The sequence below is a fragment of the Halomonas sp. YLB-10 genome (assembly GCF_003856855.1).
Taxonomy (GTDB): Bacteria; Pseudomonadota; Gammaproteobacteria; order Pseudomonadales; family Halomonadaceae; genus Halomonas; species Halomonas litopenaei.
This window is the reverse complement of record NZ_RRCU01000009.1, coordinates 133,477-153,236: the sequence shown is the minus strand read 5'-3', so window position 1 is coordinate 153,236 and position 19,760 is coordinate 133,477. Positions and strand designations below refer to the sequence as shown.

17 protein-coding genes are annotated in these 19,760 nt (G+C 64.7%); 3 read left to right on the top strand and 14 right to left on the bottom strand.

Annotated elements, in window-relative coordinates; all coding sequences use genetic code 11:
• Positions 1-94: 94 nt before the first annotated feature.
• The 4 genes from glmM to rlmE form a co-directional block, all read right to left on the bottom strand.
• Positions 95-1,444, bottom strand: coding sequence for a phosphoglucosamine mutase (gene glmM, locus EBB56_RS19265; protein ID WP_045992272.1), 1,350 nt, complete (start codon positions 1,442-1,444; stop codon positions 95-97).
• A complete protein-coding gene (folP, locus tag EBB56_RS19260; RefSeq protein ID WP_045992273.1) occupies positions 1,437-2,300 on the bottom strand; it encodes a dihydropteroate synthase in 864 nt (287 codons plus the stop codon). The genes glmM and folP overlap by 8 nt, the downstream gene beginning before the upstream one ends.
• Positions 2,301-2,413: 113 nt before the next feature.
• Entirely contained in the window at positions 2,414-4,405 is a 1,992-nt protein-coding gene (ftsH, locus tag EBB56_RS19255; RefSeq protein ID WP_045992274.1) for an ATP-dependent zinc metalloprotease FtsH, read from the bottom strand.
• A gap of 303 nt (positions 4,406-4,708) precedes the next feature.
• Entirely contained in the window at positions 4,709-5,377 is a 669-nt protein-coding gene (gene rlmE, locus EBB56_RS19250; protein ID WP_260425397.1) for a 23S rRNA (uridine(2552)-2'-O)-methyltransferase RlmE, read from the bottom strand.
• A gap of 282 nt (positions 5,378-5,659) precedes the next feature.
• Between rlmE and yhbY the strand changes: the two genes are divergently transcribed.
• Positions 5,660-5,986, top strand: a complete 327-nt coding sequence (gene yhbY, locus EBB56_RS19245) for a ribosome assembly RNA-binding protein YhbY (protein ID WP_045992299.1) — start codon at positions 5,660-5,662, stop codon at positions 5,984-5,986.
• Positions 5,987-6,099: 113 nt separating this feature from the next.
• Here the strand turns inward: yhbY and greA are convergent, their stop codons facing one another.
• From greA to dapB, 4 genes are all read right to left on the bottom strand, one after another.
• A complete protein-coding gene (gene greA, locus EBB56_RS19240; protein ID WP_108131792.1) occupies positions 6,100-6,576 on the bottom strand; it encodes a transcription elongation factor GreA in 477 nt (158 codons plus the stop codon).
• Positions 6,573-9,803 carry a carbamoyl-phosphate synthase large subunit gene (gene carB, locus EBB56_RS19235; protein WP_108131793.1) on the bottom strand — a complete coding sequence of 1,077 codons (3,231 nt, stop codon included), beginning with the start codon at positions 9,801-9,803 and terminating at the stop codon, positions 6,573-6,575. Before carB ends, greA begins: the two co-directional genes overlap by 4 nt.
• Positions 9,804-9,854: 51 nt before the next feature.
• Entirely contained in the window at positions 9,855-11,000 is a 1,146-nt protein-coding gene (gene carA, locus EBB56_RS19230; protein WP_124805084.1) for a glutamine-hydrolyzing carbamoyl-phosphate synthase small subunit, read from the bottom strand.
• 376 nt (positions 11,001-11,376) lie between these two features.
• Positions 11,377-12,195 carry a 4-hydroxy-tetrahydrodipicolinate reductase gene (dapB, locus tag EBB56_RS19225; RefSeq protein WP_045992279.1) on the bottom strand — a complete coding sequence of 273 codons (819 nt, stop codon included), beginning with the start codon at positions 12,193-12,195 and terminating at the stop codon, positions 11,377-11,379.
• Positions 12,196-12,347: 152 nt separating this feature from the next.
• Between dapB and EBB56_RS19220 the strand changes: the two genes are divergently transcribed.
• On the top strand, positions 12,348-13,415 hold the full coding sequence (locus EBB56_RS19220) for an esterase-like activity of phytase family protein (protein WP_124805083.1): 1,068 nt from the start codon (positions 12,348-12,350) through the stop codon (positions 13,413-13,415).
• A 16-nt stretch (positions 13,416-13,431) separates the two neighbouring features.
• On the opposite strand, the gene EBB56_RS19215 is transcribed toward EBB56_RS19220, so the two are convergent.
• From EBB56_RS19215 to EBB56_RS19205, 3 genes are all read right to left on the bottom strand, one after another.
• Positions 13,432-14,253: a bifunctional 2-polyprenyl-6-hydroxyphenol methylase/3-demethylubiquinol 3-O-methyltransferase UbiG gene (locus EBB56_RS19215; protein ID WP_124805082.1), complete on the bottom strand. Its 822-nt coding sequence runs from the start codon at positions 14,251-14,253 to the stop codon at positions 13,432-13,434.
• Between the two features lie 141 nt (positions 14,254-14,394).
• Complete coding sequence (locus tag EBB56_RS19210) at positions 14,395-15,330, bottom strand: DMT family transporter (protein WP_260425398.1); 936 nt, start codon at positions 15,328-15,330, stop codon at positions 14,395-14,397.
• Positions 15,320-15,850 (bottom strand): MarR family winged helix-turn-helix transcriptional regulator, encoded by a 531-nt coding sequence (locus tag EBB56_RS19205; protein ID WP_124805081.1) that lies wholly within the window; start codon positions 15,848-15,850, stop codon positions 15,320-15,322. The genes EBB56_RS19210 and EBB56_RS19205 overlap by 11 nt, the downstream gene beginning before the upstream one ends.
• A 182-nt stretch (positions 15,851-16,032) precedes the next feature.
• On the opposite strand from EBB56_RS19205, the gene corA reads away from it, so the two are divergent.
• Entirely contained in the window at positions 16,033-16,998 is a 966-nt protein-coding gene (corA, locus tag EBB56_RS19200; protein ID WP_124805080.1) for a magnesium/cobalt transporter CorA, read from the top strand.
• A gap of 22 nt (positions 16,999-17,020) precedes the next feature.
• Here corA and EBB56_RS19195 read toward each other — a convergent pair whose 3' ends face one another.
• The 3 genes from EBB56_RS19195 to dnaJ form a co-directional block, all read right to left on the bottom strand.
• On the bottom strand, positions 17,021-17,293 hold the full coding sequence (locus EBB56_RS19195) for a DUF2218 domain-containing protein (protein WP_045992284.1): 273 nt from the start codon (positions 17,291-17,293) through the stop codon (positions 17,021-17,023).
• A 105-nt stretch (positions 17,294-17,398) separates the two neighbouring features.
• Entirely contained in the window at positions 17,399-18,313 is a 915-nt protein-coding gene (locus EBB56_RS19190; protein ID WP_124805079.1) for a DMT family transporter, read from the bottom strand.
• Between the two features lie 226 nt (positions 18,314-18,539).
• Positions 18,540-19,676 carry a molecular chaperone DnaJ gene (gene dnaJ, locus EBB56_RS19185; RefSeq protein WP_045992286.1) on the bottom strand — a complete coding sequence of 379 codons (1,137 nt, stop codon included), beginning with the start codon at positions 19,674-19,676 and terminating at the stop codon, positions 18,540-18,542.
• Between the last annotated feature and the right edge of the window lie 84 nt (positions 19,677-19,760).

Genomic DNA, 19,760 nt, shown 5'->3' with positions numbered 1-19,760 from the left:
GCGCTGGAGCAAGCCGACAAGGCGCTCTCGCCGGCATCAGGGTCCACCAGGCCTCGCGTCATGGCACCGCGAAACCGGGCGGTGAGATCAGGGTTCAGCCGACCAGCTCACGCACGTCATCGGCCAGACGCCTGGCCAGCCCTTCGACATCCAGATGAGGGCGCCCCTCGACCATGACGCGAATCAGCGGCTCGGTACCCGAGGGGCGCAGCAGCACGCGGCCCTCATCGCCAAGCTCGGCCTCGACCGCACGGGTGGCCTGTTCGAGACTCGGGTCGGCCATCACCGCCTTGGCGTCGACGCCCGCCGACAAGCGCACGTTGACCAGCGACTGGGGCGCCTTCTCGAAGCCGTGCAGCAGACGTGACAGCGGCTTTTCCTCACGCACCATGTAGGACAGCACCTGCAGCGCCGAGACGATACCGTCGCCGGTGGTCTGCACGTGGCGACAGACGATATGCCCCGAGGACTCGCCACCCAGCTGCCAGTCGTTGGCGGCCAGGCGCTCCATCACGTAGCGATCGCCGACCTTGGCACGCTCGAAGGGCACGCCCATGGACTCCAGCGCTGCAGCCAGCCCGAAGTTGCTCATCAGGGTACCGACCACCCCACCACCCAACTCGCCACGCTCGTGACGGTCCTTGGCGATCAGGTAGAGCATGTCGTCACCGTCGATCTCGTGACCGTCGGCGTCCACCATCAGTACTCGATCGCCGTCGCCATCGAAGGCGATACCCAGATCGGCGCCTTGCTGGATCACCGCCGCGCGCAGCGCCGCGGGATGGGTCGAGCCCACCTCCTGGTTGATATTGAGGCCGTCGGGCTCGGCCCCGACCAGGCTGACCTTGGCCCCGAGCTCCTTGAACACCGCCGGCGCGATGTGATACGTCGCGCCATGGGCGCAGTCCAGCACGATACGCAGGCCGTGCAGGTTGACCCGGTCGGGGATCGTCGACTTGCAGAACTCGATATAGCGCCCGGCGGCGTCGTCGACCCGGCTGGCCTTGCCCAACTCCCTCGGTGACACCGTGGTCAGGGTCTCATCCAGTGCGCGCTCGATGCGCTCCTCGATCTCATCGCCCAGCTTGGCGCCCTCGGCCGAGAAGAACTTGATGCCGTTGTCCTGGTAGGCGTTGTGGGAAGCGGAGATGACGATCCCCGCATCCGCGCGAAAGGTCCGCGTCAGGTAGGCGATACCCGGTGTCGGCATCGGACCGAGCAGCATCACGTCAACGCCCGCCGCCGACAGTCCCGCCTCGAGGGCCGACTCGAACATGTAGCCGGAGATCCGGGTGTCCTTGCCGATCAGTACCCGCGCCCGCTGACGGCGTGGCTCGAGCACGCGGCCGGTAGCCCAGCCCAGCTTGAGCATGAAGTCCGGCGTGATCGGCGCCTGACCGACAGTACCGCGAATGCCATCCGTGCCAAAATAGCGTCTAGCCATGGTGTTCTCCTTCCTCGAGAACGGCCCAGGTCATGTTCACCGCGTCCACATGGGGCCCCACATCGTGAACGCGTAGTATCCGTGCGCCTCGCTCCACCGCCAGTGCCGACAAGGCCAGACCGCCCGACAGGCGCTCCTCGACTGCCCGGTCAAGCACCTTGCCGATCATGCTCTTGCGCGACATCCCCACCAGCAGCGGAAGCCCCAGGGCTTCCAGGCGCTCCAGGCGATGCAACAGGCGAAGATTATGCTCCACGGTCTTGGCGAAGCCAAAACCTGGGTCAAGCAACAGGCGTTCTCGCTTGAGACCCGCCGCCTCGCACTCGGCGATGCGCCTTTCGAGAAAGTCTGCGACCTCTTCCTCCACCGGCCTGTCATAGCTGGGCGCATCCTGCATGTCGCCCGGCTCACCGAGCATGTGCATCAGCACCACCGGCAGCCCGGTACCGGTCGCCGCCGCGACGGCGCCCTCACGGCGCAGGTTGCGTACATCATTGATCATGCCAGCCCCGGCCTGGGCGCTCTCGCGCATGACCTCCGGCGTCGAGGTGTCCACCGACACCAGGGCATCCAGCTCCCGTACCAGCGCCTCGACCACCGGGATCACCCGGTCGAGCTCCTGCTGCGCGGTGACCGGCGTCGCACCAGGTCGCGTGGACTCGCCACCCACGTCGATGATGGCAGCACCCTCGGCGAGCATCTGTTCGGCATGGCGCAGGGCGTCGTCGATGACCACGTGATGGCCACCATCGGAAAAGGAGTCGGGAGTGACGTTGAGGATCCCCATGATGCGGGGAAAGGTCAGATCGAGGCGGTGTCGACCACAGGGCAGTACAGCGGGGTAACGAGCGTCCATCGAAGAGGATGTCCTGGGAAAATCTGGGTATTCACCAAAGAATACTAATACGAGAGGCGGGTCATGCAACGCCAGAGGCGCCCCGCGGGGCGCCTCTGTGAGCGGGCGGGCCGTCAGCTACCGGCGGGGCCGCCAAGGGGGTCGGAGGGGCGACGGCCGGAGCCTTTGTCATCCTCTTCCTCGTCCCCGTCGCTGGTGTCGGCGCTGGACTCCGGCTCCTTCGACGGCTCGGGATCACCGGTGACCGGGGAACCTCCGCCGGAACCGGGCTCATCCCAGTCCTTGGGCGGACGTGGATCGCGTCCGTCCATGATGTCCTTGAGCTGATCCGCGTCGATGGTCTCGTACTGCATCAGCGCTTCGGCCATGGCGTCGAGCTTGTCGCGATTGTCCTCGAGGATCTGACGCGCCTGCTCGTAGCAGCCGTCGATGATCTTGCGCACTTCCTTGTCCAGACGCGAGGTGGTTTCGCCCGACTTCAGCTTGCCACCGCCCTGGCCCGGGCCGCCGAGGAACTGGTGAGACTCGTCCTCGTCGTACATGATCGGCCCCATCTCCTCGGACAGGCCCCACTTCGCCACCATGTTGTGGGCAAGCTCGGTGGCACGCTTGATGTCGTTGGAGGCGCCGGTGGTGACACCGTTCGGCCCCAGCGTCATCTCCTCGGCGATGCGGCCGCCGAACAGCGAACAGATCTGACTGATGATCTGCTGGCGCGACAGGCTGTAACGATCCTGCTCCGGCAGGAACATGGTCACACCCAGGGCGCGGCCACGCGGAATGATGGTCACCTTGTAGACCGGGTCATGCTCCGGCATCACCAGACCGATGATGGCGTGGCCCGACTCGTGGTAGGCGGTGTTGAGCTTTTCCTTCTCGGTCATGACCATGGAGCGGCGCTCGGCCCCCATCATGATCTTGTCCTTGGCCAGCTCAAGCTCTTCCATGCCCACCAGACGCTTGTTACGACGAGCGGCGAACAACGCAGCCTCGTTGACCAGGTTGGCCAGGTCGGCACCAGAGAAGCCAGGGGTACCACGGGCGATAAAGGTCGGCTTGACGTCATCGGCCAGCGGCACCTTGCGCAGGTGCACGTTGAGGATATGCTCGCGACCACGGATATCGGGAAGCGGCACCACCACCTGACGGTCGAAGCGGCCCGGGCGCAGCAGCGCAGGGTCGAGCACGTCGGGACGGTTGGTGGCAGCGATGACGATGATGCCTTCATTGGCCTCGAAGCCGTCCATCTCGACCAGCAGCTGGTTCAACGTCTGCTCGCGCTCGTCGTTGCCGCCGCCCATGCCGGCGCCGCGCGAACGACCCACGGCGTCGATCTCGTCGATGAAGATGATGCAGGGTGCCTGCTTCTTGGCCTGCTCGAACATGTCGCGCACACGGGAAGCACCCACACCGACGAACATCTCGACGAAATCAGAGCCTGAGATCGAGAAGAACGGCACCTTGGCCTCGCCGGCGATGGACTTCGCCAGCAGGGTCTTGCCGGTACCGGGAGGCCCGACCATCAAGACACCGCGGGGGATGGTGCCACCCAGCCGCTGGAACTTGGTCGGATCACGCAGGAAGTCGACCAGTTCCTCGACTTCCTCCTTGGCCTCGTCACACCCCGCCACGTCGGCAAAGGTGGTCTTGATCTGATCCTGGGACAGCAGTTTGGCCTTGGACTTGCCGAAGCTCATGGGGCCGCCCTTGCCGGCACCACCGCCCTGCATCTGACGCATGAAGAACATGAAGATGGCCAGGATCAGCAGAATCGGGAAACTCGCGATCAATAGTCGCGTCCACAGACTCTGCTGTTCCGGCTTCTTGCCCACCACGGTGACATTGTTGGACAACAGATCGTCCATCAGCTTCGGGTCCTCCGCCGAGGGGCGGATGGTCTGGAAGCTGGAGCCATCGTTGCGCTCACCGCTGATCGTGTAACCGTCGATGGTTACACTGCGTACCTGCTCGTTTTGCACCTGCTCGACGAACTGGGAGTAGTTCATCTGGTTGGGTGCGTTCTCGACGCTGAAGTTGTTGAACACCGTCAGCAGCACCGCCGCGATGACCAACCACAGAATCAGGTTCTTCGCCATGTCGTTCAAGGGACCACCCTCAATTGCAAGAATCTGTCGGCCTAGGTGCCTAAGGGTTCGACACTACATGACCCGGCCTGGTTCAGCCAGCCTGATCGGATCCAACGAAGCGGCGCAAGCGCCCCTTCCGCCGGGACTCACCCTCGGAAAATGCCGAAAAAATGTCGATGCGATGACTGCCTGGCAGGCCATCGCACGCCATCATGTGTCCTTTCCTGCCTGTACCATGCCTCAAGACTGCCACAGCCAGGCCACTTTTGCCGGTATCGCTCCGGTAGGCGCGGTCTATCAGACGTCGACCGGCGCCGATGCTCAGCCCTTGAATCCCTGGGCCAGCAGGTAGACCTCGCGGGAGCGTGCCCGCGATGCCCCCGGCTTGCGCGTCACCACCTTTTGAAAGGCGCCGCGCAGCTCCTTGAGATATTCGTCGAAGCCTTCGCCCTGGAACACCTTGGCCAGGAAGGTACCCCCGGGACGCAGCGTCTGACGAGCCAGGTCGAGCGCCAGCTCCACCAGGTACATTGCCTGAGGCTGATCGATGGCCGCCATACCACTCATATTGGGGGCCATGTCCGACATCACAAGGTCCACCGGGCGATCACCGAGCCTTGCCAGCACCTCTTCCAGCACGCTTTCCTCGGTAAAGTCACCCTGTACGAAGTCGACCCCGGCCAGGGCGTCCATCTCGAGGATGTCCGAGGCGATGACCACGCCGGCGTCACCGACACGCTCTGCGGCGATCTGGCTCCAGCCGCCTGGCGCCGCACCCAGATCGATGACGGTCATGCCCGGCTTGAACAGCTTGTCCTTGTCGTCCAGCTCCACCAGCTTATAGCTGGCCCGGGAACGGTAGCCGTCCTGCCAGCTCTGCTGAACGTAGCGATCATCGAAGTGTTCCTTCAACCAGCTGGCGCTGGTCTTGCTCGCGCTGCTCTTGCCGGATGAGGGTTTTTTACCGGAGGGGGGACGGGATGCTGCCACTGAGCCACCTGAAAGAAGATTTCCTGAACAATTGCCGGACGGGCGTTGCTCGAAGTGCATTTGCTGCGGACACCCGGCATGGCCGCCGGAGCCGAACCGCGTGGCGGGGAGGCTCGCCGCAGGAACCGATGGGTGGGCTGCACGACGCATCGAGCACCTTTGCCACCGCCGACGAACGGCTGCCTGGAGATTGTCATGCACAAGCGCTTTCACCGCACGGGGAATCCCCGTACCATGTGCTGTCACGCGCCCTACGGCCAAAACGGAATGAAGCAAGATACCATGAGCTTGTCACAGGCACAAAAGAAAGCAATGCGCAGCATCGGCCACCACCTTGACCCGGTGGTGACGGCCTCGGAGAACGGTATTTCCGAGGGTATGCTGGCCGAGCTCGAACGAGCCCTGAACGACCACGAACTGGTCAAGGTGAAGCTCGCGATCCCCGATCGCGACGACCGCACCGCAGTGCTCGACGAACTCGTCGCCCAGAGCCGCTCCGAGCTGATCCAGAAGATCGGCAAGGTGGCCCTGCTGTACCGCAAGAACCCCAAGGCCAACCCGAAGCTGTCCAACATCACGCGCTTCGAGAACCACCACGGCCGCCACTGACGCACCGGCGTCGCTGCGCTACCACCGGGCGCCGACGAGCCTGTCGCCAGAAAAGACACCGCCCCGCCAGGAATCCTGGCGGGGCGGTGTCGTCTGGATCGACGGATCCGGGTCTAGATGTGCTCGACGCCGGTGATCTCGTACTCGACCTCACCACCTGGGGTGCGGACCAGCACGACCTCACCCTCTTCCTTGCCGATCAAGGCACGGGCGATGGGCGAGGTGACCGAGATGCGACGCTGCTTGATGTCGGCCTCGTCCTCACCGACGATGCGGTAGGTCACCTCTTCGTCGGTATCCAGATTCAGAAGCTCGACGGTCACGCCGAAGATCACCTTGCCGGTCTTGGGCAGCTTGGTGACGTCGATGACCTGGGCGTTGGACAGCTTGCCCTCGATCTCCTGGATACGCCCCTCGATGAAGCCCTGCTGCTCGCGCGCGGCGTGGTACTCGGCGTTCTCCTTGAGGTCGCCGTGCTCACGCGCTTCGGCGATGGCAGCGATCACTGTCGGGCGAGCCTCGCTCTTGAGCTGTTCGAGCTCTTCACGCAGGCGTTGCTCACCGGCGACGGTCATCGGGACCTTGTTCATGTATTCGCTCCTGCATGCAGTTCCTGTAGCCGCCGCACGGTCACGGCATTGCCGTACTCGAGCGCCAAACAAACGGCACTGGCCCCTGCCAGCGTCGTGGCATAGGGAACCTTGCGGGCGAGTGCGGTGCGGCGGATCACCGAGGAGTCATTGATGGCCTGGCGGCCCTCGGTGGTATTGACGATATAGGCGATCTCGTCGTTCTTGATGGAATCGACGATGTGTGGCCGGCCTTCGTAAACCTTGTTGACGACCTCGACGGGCAGACCAGCCTGTTCAAGGGCTGCCGCCGTTCCTCGGGTCGCACAGAGTGTGAAGCCCAATGTTACCAGAGAACGCGCCACTTCGATAACACCCGCCTTGTCCGGCTCGCGAACCGACAGGAACGCCTTGCGATCGCCGGTCAGCGCCGGAATCGCCTCACCTGCACCGAGCTGGGCCTTGTAGAAGGCCTCGGCGAAGGTGTCGCCGGACCCCATTACCTCGCCGGTGGACTTCATCTCCGGCGACAGGATCGGGTCGACGCCAGGGAACTTGTTGAACGGGAACACCGCCTCCTTGACGCTGTAGAAGTGCGGCACGATCTCGCGCTCGAAGCCCTGCTCCTTGAGGCTGACGCCGGCCATGCAACGGGCCGCCACCTGGGCCAGCGAGGTACCGATGCACTTGGACACGAAGGGCACGGTGCGCGAGGCGCGCGGGTTGACCTCGATGACGTAGATCTCGCCGTCCTGCCAGGCCAGCTGGACGTTCATCAGGCCCTTCACGCCAAGCTCCACGGCCATGCGCTTGACCTGCTCGCGCATCTCGTCCTGCACTTCCGCCGGCAGCGAGTACGGCGGCAGCGCACAGGCGGAGTCGCCTGAGTGCACACCAGCCTGTTCGACGTGCTGCATGATACCGCCGATCACCACCTGCTCACCGTCGGACACCGCGTCGATGTCGATCTCGATGGCGGCGCTCAGGAAGTGATCGAGCAGCACCGGCGAGTCGTTGGAGACCTTGACCGCGTGGGTCATGTAGTTCTCCAGCTCGCTGGCGTCATAGACGATTTCCATGGCGCGCCCACCGAGCACGTAGCTCGGGCGCACCACCAGCGGGTAGCCGATCGCCTCGGCCTTGCTGAAGGCCTCGTCAAAGCTTCTGGCGGTGGCGTTGGGCGGCTGTTTGAGGCCCAGCTTGTCGATCATCTGCTGGAAGCGCTCGCGATCCTCGGCGCGGTCGATGGCGTCCGGGGTGGTACCGATGATCGGCACACCGGCGGCCTCGAGCGCACGTGCAAGCTTCAGCGGCGTCTGACCGCCGAACTGCACGATCACCCCGACCGGCTTCTCCTTGTCGGCGATCTCGAGCACGTCCTCCAGGGTCACCGGCTCGAAGTACAGACGATCGGAGGTGTCGTAGTCGGTGGACACGGTCTCCGGGTTGCAGTTGACCATGATGGTCTCGTAGCCGTCGTCGCGCATGGCGAAGGCGGCGTGGACGCAGCAGTAGTCGAACTCGATGCCCTGACCGATACGGTTGGGGCCACCGCCCAGCACCATGATCTTCTTACGATCGCTGACCTCGGCCTCGCACTCCTCCTCGTAGGTGGAGTACATGTAGGCGGTGTCGGAGGCGAACTCGGCGGCGCAGGTGTCGACGCGCTTGTAGACCGGACGGATACCGGCGTCATGGCGCGCCCTGCGCACATCGTCCTCGGACACGCCCAGCACCTTGGCCAGGCGAGCATCGCCAAAGCCCTTGCGCTTGAGACGATAGAGTTCGCGCGCGTCCAGCGACGACAGCGGACGGCTGGACAGATCCTGCTCGATCTTGACCAGATCCTCGAGCTGCACCAGGAACCAGGGGTCGATGTTGGTCAGCTCGAACACTTCTGCCACCGACATGCCGGAGCGCATGGCATCGGCGATGAAGAAGATACGCTCGGCGCCGGCGGCCTGCAGCTCGCCCTTGATCAGCGCCATGTTCTCGTCGCTGAACTCGGTGACGATGGGATCGAGACCGTCGTTGCCGGTCTCCATGCCACGCAGCGCCTTCTGCAGCGACTCCTGGAAGGTGCGGCCGATGGCCATGACCTCGCCCACCGACTTCATCTGGGTGGTCAGACGGTCGTTGGCCTGGGGGAACTTCTCGAAGGTGAAGCGCGGAATCTTGGTGACGACGTAGTCGATGGACGGCTCGAAGGACGCCGGGGTGCGACCGCCGGTGATGTCGTTCTGCAGCTCGTCCAGGGTGTAGCCCACCGCCAGCTTGGCGGCGATCTTGGCGATCGGGAAGCCGGTGGCCTTGGAGGCCAGGGCGGAGGAACGCGACACCCGCGGGTTCATCTCGATGACCACCATGCGGCCGGTCTCGGGGTCCACGCCGAACTGGACGTTGGAGCCACCGGTCTCGACGCCGATCTCGCGCAGCACCGCAAGGGATGCGTCGCGCATGATCTGGTATTCCTTGTCGGTCAGCGTCTGGGCCGGCGCCACGGTGATGGAGTCACCGGTGTGCACGCCCATGGGGTCGAAGTTCTCGATGGCACAGACGATGATGCAGTTGTCGTTCTTGTCACGAACGACCTCCATCTCGTATTCCTTCCAGCCCAGCAACGACTCGTCGATCAGCAGCTCGTGGGTCGGCGAAAGCTCGAAGCCGCGCCCACAGATCTCCTTGAACTCTTCCTTGTTGTAGGCCACGCCACCACCGGAGCCACCCATGGTGAAGGACGGCCGGATGATCACCGGGAAGCCCAGCTCTCCCTGGATCTCCCAGGCCTCATCCATGCTGTGGGCGACCTTGGCCTTGGGGCACTCGAGACCGATGTTCTTCATCGCCTTGTCGAAGCGATCGCGGTCCTCGGCCTTGTCGATGGTGTCGGCGTTGGCGCCGATCATCTCCACGCCGTACTTTTCCAGTACGCCGTGGCGATCGAGATCCAGCGCGCAGTTCAGCGCGGTCTGGCCGCCCATGGTCGGCAGCACGGCGTCGGGACGCTCGGCCTCGATGATCTTCTCCACCGCCTGCCAGGTGATCGGCTCGATGTAGGTGGCATCCGCCATGGCCGGATCGGTCATGATGGTGGCCGGGTTGGAGTTGACCAGGATGACGCGAAAACCCTCTTCGCGCAGCGCCTTGCAGGCCTGGGCGCCGGAATAGTCGAACTCGCAGGCCTGGCCGATGACGATGGGGCCAGCGCCGATGATAAGGATGCTTTTCAGGTCTGTACGCTTGGGCATGGTGCTTCCCGCAAGAAAATTGGACGATGAACCGGAGTCTGTGTCGGCGCCTTAGCGACGGCTGCGCATCATGTCGATGAAGCGGTCGAACAGCGGCGCCACATCGCGGGGACCGGGGCTCGCTTCGGGGTGGCCCTGGAAGCTGAACGCCGGACGGTCGGTACGCTCGATCCCCTGCAGGGTGCCGTCGAACAGCGAGCGGTGGGTGGCGCGCAGGTTATCCGGCAGCGTGGTCTCGTCGGCGGCAAAGCCGTGGTTCTGGCTGGTGATCATCACGTGGCCGCTGTCCAGATCCTGCACCGGATGGTTGGCGCCGTGGTGGCCGTGACTCATCTTGACCGTAGTGGCACCGCTGGCCAGCGCCAGCAACTGGTGGCCCAGGCAGATGCCGAACACCGGCACTTCCGTCTCGAGGATCTCGCGGATGGCGTCGATGGCGTAGTCACACGGCTCGGGGTCGCCGGGTCCGTTGGACAGAAAGACGCCGTCGGGGTCGAGCGCCAGCACCTCGGACGCCGGGGTCTGGGCCGGCACCACGGTCAGCTTGCAGCCGCGACTCGCCAACATGCGCAGGATGTTGAACTTGACGCCGTAGTCGTAGGCCACCACATGGAAGGGCCGCTCGGCCCCTTCGGTATCGGCGTAGCCCTTGCCCAGCGTCCACTCGCCCTCGTTCCAGACGTAGCGCTCGCTGCAGGACACCACCTTGGCCAGATCCATGCCCTTGAGCCCGGGGAAGGCGCGGGCGGCTTCCAGGGCACGCGCTTCGGCGTCGTCACCCAGGGCCTCGTCGCCGGCCACGATGGCACCGTTCTGGGCACCCTTGTCGCGCAGGATACGGGTCAGCCGACGGGTATCGATGTCGGCGATGCCCACCACGTTCTGGCTGGCGAGATAGTCCGAGAGGCTCTGGGTAGATCGGAAGTTGCTGGCGACGAGCGGCAGATCGCGGATGACGAGGCCCGCGGCGGCGATGCTGGCGGACTCAACGTCCTCGGGATTGATGCCGGTATTGCCGATATGGGGATAGGTGAGGGTGACGATCTGTCGGGAATAGGAGGGGTCGGTCAAAATTTCCTGATAGCCGGTCATGGCCGTATTGAACACTACCTCACCACTGGTCTGCCCATCAGCGCCAATGGCCGTGCCGTGGAATACGCTGCCATCTTCCAGGGCCAAGATTGCGGGTTTGTTCAACGCTACGTCCTCCCAAAGCTCGTCAAGGTATCTACGACCGCCGCCATCCGCTCGCCGGCGTCGGCGACCTGTCGCCAGGCCATTCGGCACCGACCCGGCCCATCGTGCGTCAAGCACACAAGGAGCCGGGCCGTAAAAAAGCGGGACGAAACCCGGTGTTTGACCGGTTTCATCCCGCTTGTTGTCATTCGCTCGGAATGCAGAGCCGGCACCTATGCTGCGAGAGACGTACTGAACGCTCTCGACGCGACACTTTCATGCCCGGCCCGGCCAAAATTTTTGGAATGTTACAGCATCTGGGCCGGGCTGACTACCCCGGAACAAGCACTTTGCCATGGGCAACACCACCCCCGACGTCGCCAGAGGCCCACAAAACTCAGTCCAGGCCCAGCACGTCGGACATGCCGTAGCGTCCTGCCTCGCGCTCGGCGACCCAGCGCGCAGCACGCACCGCGCCCCGGGCGAAGGTCATGCGGCTGGACGCCTTGTGGGTGATCTCGATGCGCTCGCCTTCGGTAGCGAACATCACGGTGTGCTCCCCGACGATATCGCCGGCACGCACCGTGGCGAAGCCGATTTCCTTGGGATCGCGAGGACCGCACTGGCCTACCCGCTCGAACACCCCGTGCTCCTTGAGGTTGCGATCCAGCGCCCCGGCGACCACCTCGCCCATGCGCAGGGCGGTACCGGACGGCGCATCGACCTTGTGACGATGGTGGGACTCGATGACCTCGATATCATAGCCCTCGTCGCCCAGCGCCTTCGCTGCAGTCTCCAGAAGCTTCAGGGTCAGATTGACGCCGACGCTCATGTTGGGCGCAAACACCGTGGGCACTCGCTCGGCATAACCGTCGAGCTCGGCCTGCTCGTCATCGGACAGGCCGGTGGTGCCGATGACGATGGCCTTGCCATGCTCGGCACAGAAGGCCAGGTTGGCCAGGGTCACCTTGGGTGCGGTGAAATCGATCAGCACGTCGAAGTCATCGACGATGGCCTCAAGGGAGTCCACCGCCGCCACGCCCTGGCGGCCGACGCCGGCCAGCTCGCCCAGATCGGCGCCAGCCAGCGAACTGCCCGGCTCGACGATGCCGCCGGCGAGGACGGCGTCGTCGTCCTGCATCACGGCGTTGACCAGGGTGCGGCCCATGCGGCCGGCGACGCCGACGATGGCGATACGGGGGGCGGTACGGCTCATGCAATCTCCTGGAGAATCGAGAGTTCGAACAGACAGGCGGATCAACGTAGATACGCCAAAATGTAAAGGGATTCGGCGCAGTATACCAACGTCGCTCTCTCTTGCCTCGCCCTGGCCATCACGCTGACATTCCCGCCCGACAGGACCGCCCCATGCCGTTCAGAAAAATGCTCCGATTGCCCCTTATCAGCACGCTGGCAGCGACCCTGTGGCTTGGCGGCTGCACCGCCCAGGTCAAGCCGACCAGTTTGCAGGGCGAGGCCCCCGCCCAGCCGGGGCTGAGCATGTGCGGCACCCTGGCACTGCCGAGCCAGTGGCGCCCCACCGAAAACGATACCAGCGTTCCCCTGGGTGGTCTCTCGGCCATGGCCTGGGACCAAGACGACAACCTGCTGCACCTGGTATCCGATCGCGGGCGCGTGCACCAGGCAAGGCCGGTGCTTGAAGACGGCCGCCTGGTGGACCTGCGCCCTATCACCAGCCACCGATTGAAGGCGCAGGACGGTACGCTGCTGGAAGGCAAGGCCGCAGACGCCGAGTCGCTGGTGCTGGCGCGGGCCGATGATGGAGTCATCGGCAACACCGAACTACTGATCGGCTTCGAGCAGGACCATCGGCTACAGCGCTTCTCCGTCGACGGCACGCCGAAAGGAGAACCACTGCGCTCCACGGCCAGCCACAACGCCGGTGATAACGAAAGCCTGGAAGCGCTGGCCCGGGTGCCGGGCATCGGGCTGGTAGCGGGCCTGGAGTCACCCTCCGCCGACATGACCGCGCAAGATGGCGTCAGACACACCCTTCTGTTCAGCCTGGCAGAGGACGGTAGCGACACGCGCCGGTGGCATTACCCACTGGCCTCACCGGTCGACAGCGCCCTGACCGACCTGCTGGCGCTGGAGGACACTGTAACCGAGACGCCACCGCGACTGCTGGCGCTGGAACGGGCCTTTTCCCCGCCACGTCCGCTGACCATCAGCTTAAGCCTGGTGGAGCTGCTGCCACCGCCGCAGGTACGGGTGACACGCCTGGCCAGCCTGTCCGCCGGAGAAGGCTGGCGCGTCGACAATATGGAGGGGCTGGCGCGATTGCCCGGTGGTGAGTTGCTGATGGTCAGCGACGACAACTTCAGCGCCCTGCAGCGCAACCTGCTCGCCTGCTTTCGACTGCCTGATAAGGCGCTCTCTCTCGACACTGGATCTGCCCGTGCCAACGGCCGGTGATGTCACTGCCCGCTGATCAGCGGCGGGCCACCAACAGGTGGTGATTGAACCCGTCGGGGCCCCACAGCCAGGCCGACTCAGCATCGGTGAAGCGCAGCGGCTCGCGCCGGACCTGGGAGAAGCCGACCGACCGCAGCGTCTTGACCACGGTACGCCCGGGGATCGCCACGTGGTCCACCGGCAAGACGTCGTCACCGGCGCGCACCTGACCAGGCACCAGACTCCAGGGCCGGGGCCGCTCACCCGGCGCCACACCCGGGTCGTAGCGATAGCTGGTCAACGCCTCGAGGCGATCCATACGCGCCGGGTCAAGCACATAGTCGTGGGTGATATCGAGCCACACCAGCAGACCACCAGGCTTGAGCGCCTCGAACAGGTTACGGCAGGCACGGGTGAGCATGGCCTGGTGCTGGATGAAGTGGAAGGCGAAGACACTGACCAGGGTATCGAAGGGCGCCTCCGGCAGAACAAGCTTGCGATAGGCGTCCTCGACCCGAAAGCCGAGGCCCGGTGCCTGGTGGCGCCGGCTGGCCAGCGCGACCTGGGAGGGGCTGATGTCGATACCCAGCACCTCTTGCGCCCCCTTGCTCTTGAGCTCGGCCGCCAGCGCTCCGTTGCCACAGCCCACATCAAGAAGACGCTTGCCGACCAGATCTTCTTCCAGATTGAGATAGTGAAGAACGGAACCGGTGAAGGTGCCGTAGCGCTCGTCGCGGGCCAGCTGGTCGTAGCGCTCGCTCAGCGCCTCGGAGAAGACGTCGTTGGCAAGGCCGCGGTCGCCAGGCTGCTGACAAGGGGAAACGGCTTGTGCGCCGAGAAGGGGGCTGGCTGACGGCATGGGAGGCTCCTTGGCATTGATGCGCCTTTGCCCCACCTTTACAGCTTCATATAACCACCACCACACCGCACTAGGCTAAATCCGTACACCGCCCACCTCTTTGCCCAATGATGCAAAGATGTCTGAGTAAAACTCGCCTGTTCACACCTGGCTGCGCAGCTTGACGTCCCGCCGCAGCAGCAGCGCGATGGCCAGCACGACCAGCAGACTGCCCGGCAGCCATTCGAGTGCAAGGCGTTCAGGCGCCTGGGCAAACAGCAACAGCATCGACACAAAGGGCACCAGATAGCCGTAGGCGGTAACCGCCGCCGGGGTCAGGATGGCGGTCGCCCGCTGCTGCAGCCAGAAGGTCATTCCGCTGGAGAAGAGCCCGAGATAGGCCACCACCGCCAGATCGAACAGCGTCATGCGGCCCAGCGCGGCCGGATCCCCGAAGACCAGACCCGAACACCCGATCAGCAGTGCCCCCATCACCAGGCTCCACAAGGTACGCACCCCCGCGTGCTCGGATAGCCAGCCCTTCGCCAACCCCAACTTGGACAACACCGGATACATCGCCGAGGCGATGCAACCAGCGAAGAAGGCGGCTTCGCCCACGCCGAACTGCATGCGGGCAAAGGAGCCACCGGCCTCGGCCCAGGCCAGCCCCACGGCGCCGACGGCGCCAAGTACCAGCAAGGCCAGCAGCGCCAAAGCACGGTGCTCGACCCCCACCAGCCGGCCCAGGCCGTAGGCCAGCAGCGGCACGCTGACGAACAGCGTGGCCATGGACAGCGCCGTGGTCAGGTGCGCTGCCCAGAACATGGTGCCGAAGAAGCTCGCCAGACAGAGCCCCATCAACCCATAGAGCCCGAGCCCGGCCAGACTCGGCCGGAGACCAGGCGCACCCCACACCAGCGGCAACACCGCCAGAGCGGCAATCACGAAGCGCAGTGCGGTCAGCGACAGTGGCGGAAGCCCTTCACTCAACATCCCCACCGCCGGAAAGGACAGCCCCACCAGCGTCGCCCACACCAGCATCCCGGCGTGGGCCCACCACACACTGCTATCGCTGGACACCCGGCAATCAGTCGTCATCACGGCTGACCTCCCCTTCCAGCGCCAACAGCAACTGGCGTAGACCAGCCGCCAGGCCTGCCGCCTCATCATCTGCCAGGGTGGCGCGCATCGAAGCGAGTTCAGCCAGGTAGGCGTCCAGCAGCGCCGGCATCATGGCCTTTCCCGACTCACTGAGACGAATCAGTACACTGCGACGATCTTCAGGGTTGGCAACACGCTCCACCAGGCCACGACTGGCGAGCCGATCGAGGCGGTGGGTCATGGCCCCTGAACTCAGCACCACCGCCTCGCACAGGGCGTTCGGTGTCAGCCCCTCGTGCACGTCGCGCCGGTAGAGGGTCGCCAGCAGGTCAAACTCGCCTTCCTTCAAGCCGTGCTGCCGGAATACCGCCTGAACCCGACGGTCGACATGCTTCAGCACGCGATACAGCCGGGTAAAGATGCCCATGTCGCCAGGGTCGCGATCCGGGAGAACCCTGCACCACTCCGCCATCAGTCGATCGATGGCATCGTTCGGCCCGGTGGACGGAACCTGCATATCACTTATCTCCAAGAAAAGTATCTTCACTTGAAGATAGTTATTCCGACGCAAAATGCCAAGCCCCTCATGCCCACAACGCCGAACAGCGATGGTCGCCTGGGCGCAACATGCAGCCGGCAACCGCGACGTAGCGTCTACCTTTTCCTCAGAACCACGATAACAACCGCAAGGGGACAACGATGATCGTCAACTGCGTGGCGTATGAAGAAGGACGGCGTCTTTGCAACATCGACAGAGGCGAGATCGATGACTACCGCTCGCGCTCGAACTGCTTTGTCTGGGTGGCGCTGCACGACCCGGATGCCGAGGAGCTGTCCACCTTTCAGGACATCTTCGAGCTGCATGAACTGGCCGTGGAGGATGCCCTGGTCGGCGAACAGCGCCCCAAGGTGGAGGAATACGGCGACGCTCTGTTCGTCGTCACCCAGGTGATCAGCGTCAGCCAGGGCGAGGTGCAGCATGGCCAGCTAGCCATCTTTGCCGGCCCCGGCTATGTGTTGTCGGTACGTCAGCACTCCGGGCGTGGTTTCGCCGATGTACGCGCCCGCTGCGAGCGCGAGCCCGAGCTGCTCAAGCAAGGGCCGGCCTTCGTGCTCTATGCGCTGATGGATGTCGTAGTGGACCGCTACTTTCCGGTACTCGAAGAACTCGAGGCAGAACTGGAAAGCATCGAGGACCAGATCTTCGTGCGCGGCAGCGCCCGCGCCAGCCTGGAGCGGCTGTATCAGCTCAAGCGCCGCACCATGTGCGTCAAGCACGCGGTGACCCCACTGGCCGAAGCCAGCTCCCATCTGTTCGGCGGACGCGTCCCGGCGCTGTGCTACGAGACCCAGGACTACTTCCGCGACGTCTACGACCACCTGCATCGTATCGAGGCGGCCATCGACACCATTCGCGAAACCATCATTACCGCCATCCAGGTCAACCTGTCGATGGTGGCCATCGACGAGAGCGAGGTGCACAAGCGCCTGGCCTCCTGGGCGGCGATCTTCGCGGTGGCGACCATCCTCGCCGGCATCTGGGGGATGAACTTCACCCATATGCCCGAACTGGACTGGCGGCTGGGCTATCCGCTGGCGCTGGGAATGATGGTCCTGTGCTGCGGCGCGCTCTACCGACGCTTCCGTCGCACCGGCTGGCTATAGCGCCAATCGCGTCCAGCCAAACTCACTGCCAGACGACGCTGAGCGGCTCCTTGCCCGCCATCCGCTCCAGGTGGCTGGCCACCACGTCCTTGAGGCGCTCCAGCCGCTCGGCGTCCTCGGCCTGGAGATCGACGCTGAGCTGCGAGTCGGACGCCTTCATCCAGCACTCGCCGCCGGGGAACACCACGTGACCGCTCTCGGCATCCACCTCGAGCTTGTGGGCCCAGTGCTTGCACAGGCGATTGATCAAGCGTTGCCCTGATGCGGTCTCGACGAAGGCTCGGGATTCCACCATGCTTTCCACCGTTTCTGAGAATACGAATATATCGCAGAATCATATCCCCCATGTCATCTCGGCGTCAGGCAACGGCGTGTTGCTGTTCATCGTACCCACGCATGTCTAGCCGTTCTCGGGCGGCGAGCGCCGGCGCGGCCACCCCAGGCGACGGCCTTCCATGGCGGCCAGGGCGGCACCGCCGAGCAACAGCGGCAGCGCCAGCAGAAAGCCGCTCGACAACGGCTGGCCAAACAGCCAGAGATCGGCCAGCACCGGCCACACCAGGGCGATGTACTCGAAGGGGGCAAGCCTCGACACCTCGGCGAAGCGCAGCGCCAACGTCATGCAGATGTGCGCCGCGCCCCCCAGCAACCCGGCCAGGATCAGCAGCGTCAGCGTCTGGGTCGGCAGTGCTACCCAGCCCAGCGGCAGGGTCGCCAGCCCCGCCAGGGTGCAGGCCAGCACGAAGTAGAAGGCGATGGCACCGGCCCCCTCTGTGCGCGAGATGCGCCGCACCGTGACCAGCGCTGCGGCGGTCAACGACGCCCCCAGCACACCGAGCGCGTAGCCCGACAATTGGCCGGCCTTGTCGGCGTTGCCGATATCCGGCACCACCAGCACCGCCACCCCGCCCAAGGCGAGCACAAGTGCCAGCGCCCGCGACGGGGTAAGGCGCTCGCCCAGCAACACCACGCCGCCGATCGCCATCAGTACCGGTGCCAGCTGCGCCAGCAGGGTGGCTTCGGCTACGGGCAGACGCGCCAGGGCCGCAAAGGTGGCAAACATCGAAGCGGCGCCGAGGCTCGAGCGCAACAGATGGCCCAAGGGGCGACGGGTCGCCAGCCCCGCCGGAAACTCTCGACGCCAGGCCAGAAACAGCACGATCGGCAACAGCGCAAAGGCGGAGCGATAGAATACTACCTGGCCCAGCGGCACCTCGTCGCTCACCCACTTCACGCAGACCAGCATGGCGGCGAACAGCACCCCGGAGGCGATGCGCAGCACGATACCCGCCAGGGGCCTATCCCTATCACTCATGATCATCGTCCCTGTTCAGAAGAGCCGCGCCGTCCACAAGCCCTGCCCCACCCAATCAAGCCGCCCAGCAGAAGCGCCCACGAGAACCGCCCGAGCGCGACGCCCCGCTGACGGCCCTTGTGCTGCCGACAAAAAAAACCGACCCCCGGCGCCAGGCGTCGGGGGTCGATCATCGTCACTAAGCCCTGGTCGGCGCAGGATCACTCCTGGCCCGAGGGTACGCGACTTACAGCTTCATATCTTCGAAGAACTTCTTCACCCCGTCGAAGAAGCTCGACTTCTTCGGCGAGTGCTGGGCGTTGCTGCCACCCAGGCTGTCCTGGAACTTGCGCAGCAGATCCTTCTGTTCCTCGCTGAGCTTGACCGGGGTTTCCACCACCACCCGGCACAACAGATCGCCGGCGGGGCCGCCGCGCACCGGCTTGACACCCTTGCCGCGCAGCCGGAACAGCTTGCCGGTCTGGGTTTCCGCCGGAATCTTCAGCTTCACCCGACCATCCAGCGTCGGCACTTCGAGCTCACCGCCAAGGGCGGCGTCGACGAAGTTGATCGGTACCTCACACTGCAGGTGACGCCCTTCGCGCTCGAAGATATGGTGCGGCTTGATCGCGACCTGCACATACAGGTCCCCGGGCGGACCGCCGTTGATACCGGCTTCGCCCTCGCCATTGAGACGAATGCGATCGCCGGAATCGACGCCGGCCGGAATCTTCACCGACAGGGTGCGGGTCTCGCGCACGCGACCTTCGCCATGACAGGCGTGGCACGGCACCTTGATGTGCTGGCCGCTGCCGTGACAGGTCGGGCAGGTCTGCTGCACGGCAAAGAAGCCCTGCTGCATGCGCACCTGACCGTGTCCGTGACAGGTCGGGCAGGTTTCCTTGGTGGAACCCGGCTCGGCACCTTCGCCGTCGCAGCGCTCACATTCGATGTGACGCGGCACACGGATGTCGACACTGGTGCCGGCCACCGCGCTCTCGAGGTCAAGCTCGAGGTTGTAGCGCAGGTCGCTGCCCCGCTGGGGCGCATTGGGGTTACGACGTCCGCCGCCACCGCCGAAGATGTCACCGAAGACATCACCGAAGATGTCACTGAAGCCGCCAGCCCCGGCGCCGCCAAAGCCACCACCGCCCTGGCCGTCGACGCCGGCATGGCCAAACTGGTCGTAGGCCGCACGCTTCTCGCTGTCGGTCAGGACCTCGTAGGCCTCGGACACTTCACGGAATTTTTCCGCTGAGGTGTCATCGTCCGGGTTACGGTCCGGGTGGTACTTCTGTGCCAGGCGCCGATAGGCCTTCTTGATGTCCTTCTGATCGGCACCGCGCTCGACACCTAGTACCTCGTAGTAGTCTCTCTTGGACATGGGTCTGTCCGCCTCCGTCGCGACGCTCAGCAACACCAACGCGGGAGTCCGGCTCCCGCGTTGGCGTCATCCGAGGTTCAGATG

What these genes read in the sequence shown, in the direction of transcription:
- glmM (WP_045992272.1), bottom strand. Translation starts at nt 1,444, where the DNA reads ATGGCTAGACGCTATTTTGGCACGGATGGCATTCGCGGTACTGTCGGT.
- folP (WP_045992273.1), bottom strand. Translation starts at nt 2,300, where the DNA reads ATGGACGCTCGTTACCCCGCTGTACTGCCCTGTGGTCGACACCGCCTC.
- yhbY (WP_045992299.1), top strand. Translation starts at nt 5,660, where the DNA reads ATGAGCTTGTCACAGGCACAAAAGAAAGCAATGCGCAGCATCGGCCAC.
- greA (WP_108131792.1), bottom strand. Translation starts at nt 6,576, where the DNA reads ATGAACAAGGTCCCGATGACCGTCGCCGGTGAGCAACGCCTGCGTGAA.
- carB (WP_108131793.1), bottom strand. Translation starts at nt 9,803, where the DNA reads ATGCCCAAGCGTACAGACCTGAAAAGCATCCTTATCATCGGCGCTGGC.
- dapB (WP_045992279.1), bottom strand. Translation starts at nt 12,195, where the DNA reads ATGAGCCGTACCGCCCCCCGTATCGCCATCGTCGGCGTCGCCGGCCGC.
- EBB56_RS19220 (WP_124805083.1), top strand. Translation starts at nt 12,348, where the DNA reads ATGCCGTTCAGAAAAATGCTCCGATTGCCCCTTATCAGCACGCTGGCA.
- EBB56_RS19215 (WP_124805082.1), bottom strand. Translation starts at nt 14,253, where the DNA reads ATGCCGTCAGCCAGCCCCCTTCTCGGCGCACAAGCCGTTTCCCCTTGT.
- EBB56_RS19210 (WP_260425398.1), bottom strand. Translation starts at nt 15,330, where the DNA reads ATGACGACTGATTGCCGGGTGTCCAGCGATAGCAGTGTGTGGTGGGCC.
- EBB56_RS19205 (WP_124805081.1), bottom strand. Translation starts at nt 15,850, where the DNA reads ATGCAGGTTCCGTCCACCGGGCCGAACGATGCCATCGATCGACTGATG.
- corA (WP_124805080.1), top strand. Translation starts at nt 16,033, where the DNA reads ATGATCGTCAACTGCGTGGCGTATGAAGAAGGACGGCGTCTTTGCAAC.
- EBB56_RS19195 (WP_045992284.1), bottom strand. Translation starts at nt 17,293, where the DNA reads ATGGTGGAATCCCGAGCCTTCGTCGAGACCGCATCAGGGCAACGCTTG.
- EBB56_RS19190 (WP_124805079.1), bottom strand. Translation starts at nt 18,313, where the DNA reads ATGAGTGATAGGGATAGGCCCCTGGCGGGTATCGTGCTGCGCATCGCC.
- dnaJ (WP_045992286.1), bottom strand. Translation starts at nt 19,676, where the DNA reads ATGTCCAAGAGAGACTACTACGAGGTACTAGGTGTCGAGCGCGGTGCC.